Source organism: Pseudomonas sp. A39 (genome assembly GCF_058145955.1).
Map to the genome: position 1 here is coordinate 1 of NZ_JBYVMD010000086.1, position 10,279 is coordinate 10,279.

Consider the following 10,279-nt stretch of genomic DNA (forward strand, 5'->3'; position numbering starts at 1 on the left):
GCGAAAACACCCGCAGCCATGTCTTTTATCGCTGGTTCAATGAAGTGCCCGTTCTGATATTGCTGGCTATCGTAATTTTGGTCGTGGTCAAACCGTTCTAACTTCAATGACTCGGGGTACCTCTAATGTCGCTGCCCGCTCTGCTTGAACACCGTCTGCGCCTGCCCGTCGTGGCTGCGCCGATGTTCCTTATCTCCAACCCGCAATTGGTCCTGGCGTGCTGCCGCAACGGGGTGGTAGGGAGTTTCCCGGCGCTTAACCAACGCGAAAGCAGCGGGTTCAAGGCCTGGCTTGAAGAAATCGAAGCGGGCCTGGCACAACTGGATAATCCCGCGCCCTACGCCGTCAACCTGATCGTGCACAACAGCAACCCGCGCCTGGAGGCGGACCTGGCGATTTGCGTCGAACACAAAGTGCCGATCGTCATTACCAGTCTGGGCGCCGTGAAGGAGTTGGTGGACGCCGTGCACAGTTACGGTGGCCTGGTGTTCCACGACGTCACCACCCGCCGCCACGCCGAGAAGGCCGCCGAAGCCGGCGTGGATGGCCTGATCGCCGTTGCGGCCGGCGCCGGTGGCCACGCCGGCACCTGGAGCCCTTTCTCGCTGATTGCCGAGATCCGCCAATTCTTCGACAAAACCCTGCTGCTGGCCGGCTGCCTCAACCATGGGCACGAGATTCTCGCCGCCCAGTTGCTCGGCGCAGACTTGGCCTATTTCGGCACGCGGTTCATCGGCACCACCGAAAGCCACGCCCCGGATGCGTATAAAGAGATGCTGCTCACATCGCGCGCCGCCGACATCGTGCACACTCCTGCTGTCTCCGGCGTGCCCGCGAGCTTTATGCGCCAGAGCCTGGAAAACGCCGGTTTCGATCTCGCCGCCCTGCAAGGCAAGGGCGAGGTCAACTTTGGCTCCAAGCTCAAGCCGTTGAGCGACGAGGCCAAGGCGTGGAAGACTGTATGGTCTGCCGGCCAAGGTGTCGGTGAGATTGATGATTTACCCAGCGTCGATGAACTGGTTGCTCGCCTGGATGCCGAATACCGCAAGGCACGCGAACAAGCCGCTCAACTGCGCTGGCCACGCTGACCCAACCGCAAGGCCTGCCAATTACACAGGCCTGCCCTCCTCCCTGAATAAGTGACAAGGAAGCCCGCATGAGCGACAACCGTTTCAAGATTGTGTTTGATGGAGCCTTGCTCCCGGGTGTCGAAAGCACCACGGCCAAACTGAACCTGGCCGAGCTGTTCAAGAGCGAAGTCGAAGCCATCGAGAAGCTCTTCACCGGCCGCACGGTCGCGCTCAAACGCGACCTGTCCCGACCGGACGCCGAAACCTACCTCACTGCGCTGAAAAACGCTGGGGTCGATGCACGTATCGAAGCCGAACAGCCCGTGGCCTTCAGCCTCGCCGAAACCCATGAAACGGATTCCGGCGCTTCCGACTTCTCCCGCCCGGCCGCCTCCCCCTACGCACCGCCGCGTGCCGCGGTAGGTGAGCACCTGCCGGAATACGCCACCCTCAAGGTTTTCACTATCCACGGGCGTATTGGCCGTCTGCGCTACCTGGCCTGGACCCTGGTGTTGACCCTGGCGATGCTGGTTGCGGGTGGCATCATCAGTACCGTGAGCTTTGCCGTGGCCACCGCATCGCCGACGGCAGGCACTATCCTCGGGGTACTGCTGGGTCTCGCGCTGTTTGTGGCGCTTGTCTGGGTCAGCGTACAGATCGGTGTGCAGCGCCTGCACGACCTGGGTTGGTCCGGCTGGCTGTACTTCCTCAACCTCGTCCCACTGGTGAACAGCGTTTTCCCGATCCTGTTGCTGGTATTGCCGGGGAACGCGGGCGCCAACCAATATGGCGCACCACCACCCCGCAACTCCACGGCGGTAAAAGTCCTGGCCACGCTGTGGCTGGCGTTTATTCCGATCATGCTGGCCATCGTGGTCACCCTGGGCATGAACGGTTACCTGAACCAACTCGAAGCCAACATGGACAGCGGCTACGAAAGCAGTTCCATCACCTCCGATGAAGACGCTGACCAAAGCGCGACCGTAGAAGAAGACGAAGCGCAGAGTGCTGACGAAGCGGGCGAACCTGTAGACTCTCCAGAACAGTAAAGAAACACCACCGGCCTGCGATGCCTCTGTCGCAGGCTCGGCGGTGTTGCGATGGAGAAAGGCATGACCCGTTACGCTCTGATCACCGGCGCCTCCAGCGGCATCGGCCTGGCCTTGGCCGAAGCACTGGCCCGGCGCGGCCGCAGCTTGATTCTGGTGGCCCGCCAGCGTGATCAGTTGGAAAGCATTGCTATCGAATTGACCCAACGGTTTGGCGTCGAGGTGCTGTTCCGGGCCTGCGACCTGGGCGAGCCACTGCGCTTGTCCGGGTTCCTGCTGGAGCTTGAAGAAGGTGAGCGGCAGATCGACCTGCTGGTCAACTGTGCCGGCATTGGTACCAGCGGGCCGTTCCTGGCCCAGGACTGGATGACCGAACAAGACCTCATGGAGGTCAACATCCTCGCTCTGACCCGCATGTGCCACGCACTTGGCAACACCATGGCGCTGCACGGTGGCGGGCAGATCCTCAATGTGGCGTCCATCGCGGCGTTTCAGCCCGGCCCGTGGATGAGCACCTACTACGCCAGCAAGGCCTACGTACTGCACTTTTCCGAAGGCCTGCGCGAAGAGTTGAAAACCTGCGGCATCAAGGTCTCGGTCCTTTGCCCCGGCCCGACCCGCACCGCGTTCTTCGGCACCGCGCAAATGGACACCGCCAAGCTCGACCGCAGCCAACAACTGATGAGCCCCGAAGAAGTGGCGCTCTACACCGTGCGCGCCCTGGAAAAGAACAAAGCCATCATCATTCCCGGCCGACGCAACCGCTGGATAGCCTTCAGCCCGCGCTTCAGCCCTCGCTGGCTGACCCGCAAGATCGCCGGCGCCATCAACAAGGCCTATTGCCCGCGCTGACCGGCTGGGTACACTCACCCTGCATACTCATAATGGAGAAACAGCTGTGGATACTCTGTTCACCAAGATCATCAACAGAGAAATACCCGCGAAGATTATCTACGAAGACGACCAGGTTCTGGCCTTCCACGATATCGCGCCGCAGGCCCCCGTGCATTTCCTGGTCATTCCGAAGAAACCGATCCGGACCTTGAATGACCTGACGGAAGACGATAAAGCCCTTGCCGGCCATATCCTGTTCACCGCCCAGCGCCTGGCCGTTGAACAAGGCTGTGAAAAAGGGTTTCGTGTGGTGATGAACTGCAATGAAGACGGCGGGCAAACCGTTTATCACATCCATATGCATGTGCTGGGTCAGCGCCAGATGAACTGGCCGCCGGGATGATTCCCCTCGGAACAAGGGTCACGGCCTCGGGCTGCGACCCTATGCCCCTGACTCAGCGCAAACGCTTCCCCCTCTCTTGCGGTAAACTGGCCGCCGAGATTCTTCCCGGAGGTCAGCATGACTACCCAACGTCACTACTCGCCGATTGACCGTCTGTTGCTGCAAGCCGACATGGCCATGCGCACGCTGCTGCCCTTCAGCGGCCAACCGTATCGCCCGTCGCCCGCCATCGTGCAGCCCGACGCACAGATGAGCGAGACCGAGACCCGACACGTCGCCGGCCTGATGCGCATCAACCATACCGGCGAAGTCTGTGCCCAGGCGCTGTATCAAGGCCAGGCCCTGACCGCCAAGCTGCCGCAGGTTCGCGCAGCCATGGAGCATGCCGCCGAGGAAGAAATCGATCACCTAGCCTGGTGCGAGCAACGCATTCGCCAACTCGGCAGCCACCCGAGCGTGCTGAACCCGCTGTTTTATGGCCTGTCGTTTGGGATCGGTGCCGCTGCCGGCCTGATCAGTGACAAAGTCAGCCTCGGTTTTGTCGCAGCCACCGAACATCAAGTGTGCAAGCACTTGGATGAGCATCTGGAACAACTGCCCGCCGAAGACGAAAAGTCCCGGGCGATTCTTGAGCAGATGCGCATCGATGAAGAACATCACGCCGAAAGCGCGCTGGATGCAGGCGGTTTCCGCTTCCCCGCGCCGGTCAGGTTTGGCATGAGCTTATTGGCCAAGGTCATGACCAAGAGCACCTACCGCATCTAAACGCATCAAATCCGAGCCACAAAAAAAGGGCGCCTCCAAAGCGCCCTTTCTTTTTGCCCGCCGATTGAGCGATCAACCGACCTCGATGATTTCGTAATCATGGGTGATGGCCACACCGGCCGCGCCGAGCATGATGGACGCCGAGCAGTACTTCTCAGCGGACAACTCGATGGCACGCTTGACCTGGGCTTCTTTCAGCGCCCGGCCCTTCACCACGAAATGCATGTGGATCTTGGTAAACACCTTGGGATCTTCAGTGGCACGCTCGGCTTCCAGGAAGGCTTCGCAGCTTTCCACGGCCTGACGGGATTTTTTCAGGATGCTGACCACGTCGAAATTGCTGCAACCGCCCACGCCAAGCAGGAGCATTTCCATCGGGCGTACGCCCAGGTTACGGCCACCGGCTTCCGGCGGGCCATCCATGACCACCACATGGCCACTGCCCGACTCACCGAGGAACATGGCTTCGCCCGCCCATTGGATGCGTGCCTTCATCGCCCAGACTCCACTGCTAAAAAAGGGTCGCCAGCTTAGCACAGCGCTCGCTGGCGTCAGCGTTTGCGACAAAAGTGATCAATTGCAGGGGCTACGCGGAAAAATTGCCTAATCGAGACAGAATGTGTCTGTTAAACTGGCGCCAAATCGATGGCGTATTGCCACCATTTATACAGCGTGTATCAATGCCGATACCGATGAATACAACAACTCCAACTACCTCGCGCAGTCTTTTCGGGATACAACCATGGTTGCTCTTACTCCCATACCCAAGATCAAGAATCTCGACAAACTGCTGATGCATTGCCAGCGCCGTCGCCACCCGGCCAAGCACAACATCATCTGCGCCGGCGAACGTTCCGATACGCTGTACTTCATTATCAAAGGCTCGGTCACCATCCTGATTGAGGATGAAGACGGCCGTGAAATGATCATCGCCTACCTGAACACCGGGGACTTCTTTGGGGAACTGGGGCTGTTCGAACAAGCCGGCAAGGAACAGGAACGCAGCGCCTGGGTGCGGGCCAAGGTCGAGTGCGAAGTGGCCGAGATCAGCTATGCCAAATTCCGCGAGCTGGCCCAGCAGGATCCCGACATCCTCTACGCCCTCAGCGGCCAGATTGCCCAGCGGCTGCGCGACACCACGCGCAAGGTCGGCGACCTGGCATTCTTTGACGTCACCGGCCGCGTCGCCCGCTGCCTCTTGGACTTGTGCAAGCAACCTGACGCCATGACCCACCCCGATGGCATGCAGATCAAGGTCACACGCCAGGAAATCGGGCGCATTGTCGGCTGTTCACGGGAGATGGTCGGCCGCGTGCTCAAAGACTTGGAAGAACGCAACCTGGTGCACGTCAAAGGGAAGACGATGGTGGTGTTCGGTACCCGTTAAACCGGCAGGAAGCTGGCCAACATTTGACGGTACAAGGTATCCAGCCGGCTGATCGCATCCGGCGCCGGGAAGGCTTCGTGCAGGGCGATATGGCTGTCGGCACGCACCCGCTGGTCGAGACCGCAGGCTTCATTGAAGCGGTTGACCGCTGCAATCAGCGCTTCGCGATCGTTATCCAACAACAAAGCCCCGTGCACCAGCCCCACCGGGCGGCCACCACTTTGTCGCCAACGTTGAGCCGTACCGACCATTTTGCGGCCATCGAGGTTGACGTTGTAGCGACCGTCGCAAAACGCGCCATCGATCTCGCCGACGGAGGCATCGCCCCCCAGCTCAATCAAAAAATCGCAGATGGGCTGACACAGCCGCTGGTAACCGGTTTCGATGCGCCCCTGATCGCCTTCGCTGCGCGGCGGGGCGTAGACCAGGGCGATGTTGACCGTGGCACTCGATTGCGGCACTGGCTCACCGCCGGTTTCACGCAGCAATACCGGCCAGCCGGCGTCGGATGATACCTGGCTGGCGGTTTCGAACGCCGGCAGCCGACTCAGACGACGCGGCATCACCAACGCTTGATCACTGGGTTGCCAGAACAGCAGGCCGAATTCCTGCTCGCCGGCGCACACAGCAGCCAGCAGCGCCTGCTCGGCAGCCAGGCCCGCTTCAACCGTCATCGACACCGGCTTAACCATCAAACACTTACCTATCTGAATAAACACAAAACCCAATGTGAAGGGGGCTTGCCCCCGATAGCTTTAGATCAGTCAGTACAGGTATTGACTGACACCCCGCTATCGGGAGCAAGCCCCCTCTCACATGCTCGATTGCATTTCAAATCTTGACCGTGTTCAAGTCAGTCTAATGTCGAACCACTGACCGCCACGCCACGCTCCGGGAAGAACAAGCGCTGCAGCTCCGCCCCCGGGTTTTCAGCGCGCATGAAGGTCTCGCCCACCAGGAACGAATACACGCCGCTGATTTCCATCAGTTCCACATCGGCACGGTTGACGATGCCACTCTCGGTAATCACCAGACGGTCACGCGGAATACGCGGCAGCAGGTCGAGGGTGTTTTCCAGGCTGACTTCGAAGGTGTGCAGGTTACGGTTGTTGACCCCCACCAGCGGTGTGTCGAGGGTTTTCAGGGCGCGTTCCAGCTCATCGCCATCGTGCACCTCCACCAGTACGTCCAGGCCGACGCTTTTGGCGACGGCAGCCAGTTCGGCCATCTTCACGTCATCCAATGCGGAAACGATCAACAGCACGCAGTCAGCGCCCAGGGCACGGGCTTCGACGATCTGGTACGGGTCAACCATGAAATCCTTGCGGATCACCGGCAACTTGCACGCAGCGCGGGCTTGCTGCAGGAACAGGTCGGAACCCTGGAAATAGTCGATATCGGTCAGCACCGAGAGGCAGGTCGCCCCGCCCTTCTCATAGCTCTTGGCAATGTCTTCAGGAATGAAGATCTCGCGAATCACACCCTTGCTCGGCGAAGCTTTCTTGACCTCGGCAATGACCGCAGGCTGCTTGAGCTTGGCCTGGGCGATCAAGGCATTGGCAAAGCCACGCGGTGCATCAGCGACCTTCGCCTGGGCTTCAAGCTCGGCCAGGCTGACACGGGCGCGACGCTCGGCGACTTCTTCAGCTTTGCGGGCCAGGATTTTTTCCAGAACGGTCGGCACACTCATCCTTCATTCTCCATCTTGAATACTGCGGTGAATGCCCCGAGTTCTTCGAGCTTCTCGCGAGCCAGACCGGTGTGCAGTGCATCGTGGGCCAAGGCGACACCTTCCTTAAGACTATAGGCATGGTCCGCCGCATAAAGTGCCGCGCCAGCATTCAGAACAATCATCTCAGCAGCTTTTTGGCCGTTCTCGGTCTTGCGACGCCCCAACGCATCGCGAATCAACTCCAGGGACGCCGCCGGGCTTTCCACCGCCAAGCCATGCAGGCTCTGGCTCTTCATACCCAAATCTTCCGGCTCGACCCAGTATTCGGTGATTTGGTCGTTCTTCAGTTCCGCCACGAACGTCGGTGCCGCCAGGCTGAACTCGTCCAAGCCGTCTTTGGAATGCACCACCAGCACATGCTTGCTGCCCATGCGCTGCAGCACTTCGGCCAAAGGCCGGCACAGCGCCTGGCTGAACACGCCTACCACCTGGTGCTTCACACCGGCCGGATTCGTAAGCGGGCCGAGCATGTTGAACAGGGTGCGTAGGCCGAGGTCTTTGCGCGGGCCGGCGGCATGCTTCATTGCACCATGATGGGATTGGGCAAACATGAAGCCGATGCCGACGTTATCAATACAACGCGCCACTTGAACCGGGGTCAGGTTCAGGTAGATGCCCGCCGCTTCGAGCAAATCGGCACTGCCGCTCTTGCCAGACACCGCACGGTTACCGTGCTTGGCCACGGTGCAACCCGCCGCAGCAACAACAAAAGACGACGCCGTCGAGACGTTGAAGATGTTCGCACCGTCACCGCCGGTGCCGACCACGTCGACCACGCCGTCGAGGGTCTTGAGCTCAACCTTGTCCGCCAGCTCGCGCATGACCGATACCGCGCCGACGATCTCGTCGATGCTCTCGCTCTTCATGCGCATCGCCATCATGAACGCGCCGATCTGCGCATCGGTGCACTGACCGGTCATGATTTCGCGCATCACATCGCTCATTTCAGCGGTGCTCAGGTCCAGATGGCCGACGATACGGCTCAGGGCAGTCTTGATATCCATGGAAAGTCCTTAGCGCGTGCCGCCGCTCTGCTTGAGAAAGTTGGCGAACAGCTCGTAGCCCTGCTCGGTCAGGATCGACTCAGGGTGAAATTGCACCCCTTCGATATTCAGTGTCTTGTGGCGCAGGCCCATGATCTCATCGACCGAGCCGTCTTCCAGCTGTGTCCAAGCGGTAAGTTCCAGGCACTCCGGCAAGGTTTCGCGCTTGACCACCAGCGAGTGGTAGCGGGTCACCGTCACCGGCAGGTTGAGGCCATGAAACACGCCTAGATCATGATGGAACACCGGGCTGGTCTTGCCGTGCATCACCTGGCGCGCCCGCACCACGTCACCGCCAAAGGCCTGGCCGATGGACTGGTGGCCCAGGCATACGCCCAGGATCGGCAGCTTGCCGGCGAAATACTTGATCGCCTCCAGCGAGACACCCGCCTCGGTCGGCGTGCACGGGCCTGGCGAAACCACGATGCGCTCCGGGTTCAGGGCAGCGATCTCGGCCACGGTCAGTTCATCGTTGCGCACCACCTTGACCTCGGCACCCAACTCGCCCAGGTACTGCACAACGTTGTAAGTAAAGGAATCGTAGTTATCAATCATCAGCAACATGGGGGAAACCTCAAGAATTGGGGGTCTGTTCAGCCAGCGCAACGGCGCGGAACATCGCGCGGCGCTTGTTCAGGGTTTCTTCCCATTCGAGGGCCGGCACCGAGTCGGCGACAATCCCGCCACCGGCCTGCACGTGCAACTCTCCGTCCTTGATCACGGCGGTGCGAATCGCAATGGCCGTGTCCATGTTGCCGTTCCAGGCGAAATAGCCCACAGCACCGCCGTAGACACCGCGCTTGACCGGCTCCAGCTCGTCGATGATTTCCATCGCACGGATCTTCGGCGCACCCGACAAGGTGCCCGCCGGCAGAATCGCGCGCAGCGCGTCCATCGCCGTCAAGCCGGCTTTCAGCTCGCCGGTGACGTTGGACACAATGTGCATCACGTTGGAATACCGCTCGATCACCATCTTTTCGGTGAGCTTCACCGAACCGATTTCCGAGACACGCCCGGTATCGTTACGACCCAGGTCGATGAGCATCAGGTGCTCGGCGATTTCCTTGTCGTCGCTCAACAGGTCCTTTTCCAGCGCCAGGTCGGCCTCTTCGGTCGCACCCCGTGGGCGAGTACCGGCGATCGGGCGCACGGTGATCAGGTTGTCTTCGACGCGCACCAGCACTTCCGGCGAACTGCCCACTACGTGGAAGTCACCAAAGTTGAAGAAGTACATGTACGGCGTCGGGTTGAAGCAGCGCAATGCGCGATACAGATCGATCGGCGCAGCCTTGAAGTCGATGGACATGCGTTGCGACGGCACCACCTGCATGCAGTCACCGGCGAGGATGTATTCCTTGATGGTGTCGACCGCACGCTCGTAGTCATCCTGGGTAAAGCTGGAGCGGAACACCGGGTCGGCCGCCGGCGGACGGCTGAGGTCCAGGCCGCGACGCGGGGTGATCGGCTGGCGCAGTTTTTCCATGAGGGCTTCGAGGCTGGCCAGGCCTTGCTCGAACGCATCGACCTGGGACGGGTCAGCGAGCACAATCGCGTGCATCTTCCCGGCGAGGTTGTCGAACACCACCACCGCATCGGAGACCATCAACAGAATGTCCGGCACCCCCAGCGGATCCGGGTTCGGGCATTTGCCCAGGCGTTTTTCCACGTAGCGCACGCAGTCGTAGCCGAAGTAACCCACCAGGCCGCCGTTGAAGCGTGGCAGCCCAGCAATGGTCGGCACGTTGTAGCGTGCCTTGAACGCCTCGACGAACGCCAACGGGTCTTCGACATCGTGGCTTTCGATCTCGACGCCATCATGGCTAATGCTCACATGATGGTCGTGTACCCGCAGCACCGTGCGGCACGGCAGGCCGATGATCGAGTAACGGCCCCACTTCTCGCCGCCCTGGACCGACTCGAGCAGGTAGGAGTTGGGCTCGTCGGCCAGTTTCAGGTAGATCGACAACGGCGTGTCGAAGTCGGCCAGGGTTTCGCA

General features: G+C 60.5%; 12 protein-coding genes and 1 pseudogene. 7 read left to right on the top strand and 6 right to left on the bottom strand.

Translation table 11 applies throughout. The annotated features are described in order from the left end of the window. The 6 genes and pseudogenes from AC3ZU9_RS30645 to coq7 all read left to right on the top strand — a co-directional run. A pseudogene (locus AC3ZU9_RS30645) lies at positions 1-101 on the top strand (TIGR00701 family protein); the annotation flags it as partial. Positions 102-125: 24 nt separating this feature from the next. After that, positions 126-1,088 (top strand): NAD(P)H-dependent flavin oxidoreductase, encoded by a 963-nt coding sequence (locus tag AC3ZU9_RS30650; protein ID WP_015886148.1) that lies wholly within the window; start codon positions 126-128, stop codon positions 1,086-1,088. A 68-nt stretch (positions 1,089-1,156) separates the two neighbouring features. After that, entirely contained in the window at positions 1,157-2,119 is a 963-nt protein-coding gene (locus AC3ZU9_RS30655; protein ID WP_015886149.1) for a DUF805 domain-containing protein, read from the top strand. A 63-nt stretch (positions 2,120-2,182) separates the two neighbouring features. Then, the gene (locus AC3ZU9_RS30660) at positions 2,183-2,971 is read left to right on the top strand and encodes an SDR family NAD(P)-dependent oxidoreductase (protein ID WP_015886150.1); all 789 of its coding nucleotides are present in this window, start codon (positions 2,183-2,185) and stop codon (positions 2,969-2,971) included. Between the two features lie 46 nt (positions 2,972-3,017). Beyond that, positions 3,018-3,356: a histidine triad nucleotide-binding protein gene (locus tag AC3ZU9_RS30665; protein ID WP_003194682.1), complete on the top strand. Its 339-nt coding sequence runs from the start codon at positions 3,018-3,020 to the stop codon at positions 3,354-3,356. 117 nt (positions 3,357-3,473) lie between these two features. Beyond that, entirely contained in the window at positions 3,474-4,121 is a 648-nt protein-coding gene (coq7, locus tag AC3ZU9_RS30670; RefSeq protein WP_015886151.1) for a 2-polyprenyl-3-methyl-6-methoxy-1,4-benzoquinone monooxygenase, read from the top strand. Between the two features lie 72 nt (positions 4,122-4,193). Here coq7 and AC3ZU9_RS30675 read toward each other — a convergent pair whose 3' ends face one another. Continuing rightward, a complete protein-coding gene (locus tag AC3ZU9_RS30675) occupies positions 4,194-4,616 on the bottom strand; it encodes an OsmC family protein (RefSeq protein WP_015886152.1) in 423 nt (140 codons plus the stop codon). A gap of 247 nt (positions 4,617-4,863) precedes the next feature. Between AC3ZU9_RS30675 and crp the strand changes: the two genes are divergently transcribed. Further along, on the top strand, positions 4,864-5,508 hold the full coding sequence (crp, locus tag AC3ZU9_RS30680; RefSeq protein ID WP_015886153.1) for a cAMP-activated global transcriptional regulator CRP: 645 nt from the start codon (positions 4,864-4,866) through the stop codon (positions 5,506-5,508). Here the strand turns inward: crp and AC3ZU9_RS30685 are convergent. From AC3ZU9_RS30685 to trpE, 5 genes are all read right to left on the bottom strand, one after another. Beyond that, the gene (locus AC3ZU9_RS30685) at positions 5,505-6,200 is read right to left on the bottom strand and encodes a lipoate--protein ligase family protein (RefSeq protein WP_015886154.1); all 696 of its coding nucleotides are present in this window, start codon (positions 6,198-6,200) and stop codon (positions 5,505-5,507) included. The genes crp and AC3ZU9_RS30685 overlap by 4 nt on opposite strands. Before the next feature lie 161 nt (positions 6,201-6,361). Next, positions 6,362-7,198 carry an indole-3-glycerol phosphate synthase TrpC gene (gene trpC / locus AC3ZU9_RS30690; RefSeq protein WP_015886155.1) on the bottom strand — a complete coding sequence of 279 codons (837 nt, stop codon included), beginning with the start codon at positions 7,196-7,198 and terminating at the stop codon, positions 6,362-6,364. Continuing rightward, positions 7,195-8,244, bottom strand: a complete 1,050-nt coding sequence (gene trpD, locus AC3ZU9_RS30695; RefSeq protein WP_015886156.1) for an anthranilate phosphoribosyltransferase — start codon at positions 8,242-8,244, stop codon at positions 7,195-7,197. The genes trpC and trpD overlap by 4 nt, the downstream gene beginning before the upstream one ends. 9 nt (positions 8,245-8,253) lie before the next feature. Continuing rightward, the gene (locus AC3ZU9_RS30700; RefSeq protein ID WP_015886157.1) at positions 8,254-8,847 is read right to left on the bottom strand and encodes an aminodeoxychorismate/anthranilate synthase component II; all 594 of its coding nucleotides are present in this window, start codon (positions 8,845-8,847) and stop codon (positions 8,254-8,256) included. A 10-nt stretch (positions 8,848-8,857) separates the two neighbouring features. Next, the coding region (gene trpE / locus AC3ZU9_RS30705; RefSeq protein WP_490091751.1) for an anthranilate synthase component I at positions 8,858-10,279 on the bottom strand (1,422 nt) is incomplete at its 5' end.

What these genes read in the sequence shown, in the direction of transcription:
- trpC (WP_015886155.1), bottom strand. Translation starts at nt 7,198, where the DNA reads ATGAGTGTGCCGACCGTTCTGGAAAAAATCCTGGCCCGCAAAGCTGAA.
- AC3ZU9_RS30685 (WP_015886154.1), bottom strand. Translation starts at nt 6,200, where the DNA reads ATGGTTAAGCCGGTGTCGATGACGGTTGAAGCGGGCCTGGCTGCCGAG.
- AC3ZU9_RS30700 (WP_015886157.1), bottom strand. Translation starts at nt 8,847, where the DNA reads ATGTTGCTGATGATTGATAACTACGATTCCTTTACTTACAACGTTGTG.
- AC3ZU9_RS30655 (WP_015886149.1), top strand. Translation starts at nt 1,157, where the DNA reads ATGAGCGACAACCGTTTCAAGATTGTGTTTGATGGAGCCTTGCTCCCG.
- AC3ZU9_RS30675 (WP_015886152.1), bottom strand. Translation starts at nt 4,616, where the DNA reads ATGAAGGCACGCATCCAATGGGCGGGCGAAGCCATGTTCCTCGGTGAG.
- crp (WP_015886153.1), top strand. Translation starts at nt 4,864, where the DNA reads ATGGTTGCTCTTACTCCCATACCCAAGATCAAGAATCTCGACAAACTG.
- trpD (WP_015886156.1), bottom strand. Translation starts at nt 8,244, where the DNA reads ATGGATATCAAGACTGCCCTGAGCCGTATCGTCGGCCATCTGGACCTG.
- AC3ZU9_RS30650 (WP_015886148.1), top strand. Translation starts at nt 126, where the DNA reads ATGTCGCTGCCCGCTCTGCTTGAACACCGTCTGCGCCTGCCCGTCGTG.
- coq7 (WP_015886151.1), top strand. Translation starts at nt 3,474, where the DNA reads ATGACTACCCAACGTCACTACTCGCCGATTGACCGTCTGTTGCTGCAA.
- AC3ZU9_RS30660 (WP_015886150.1), top strand. Translation starts at nt 2,183, where the DNA reads ATGACCCGTTACGCTCTGATCACCGGCGCCTCCAGCGGCATCGGCCTG.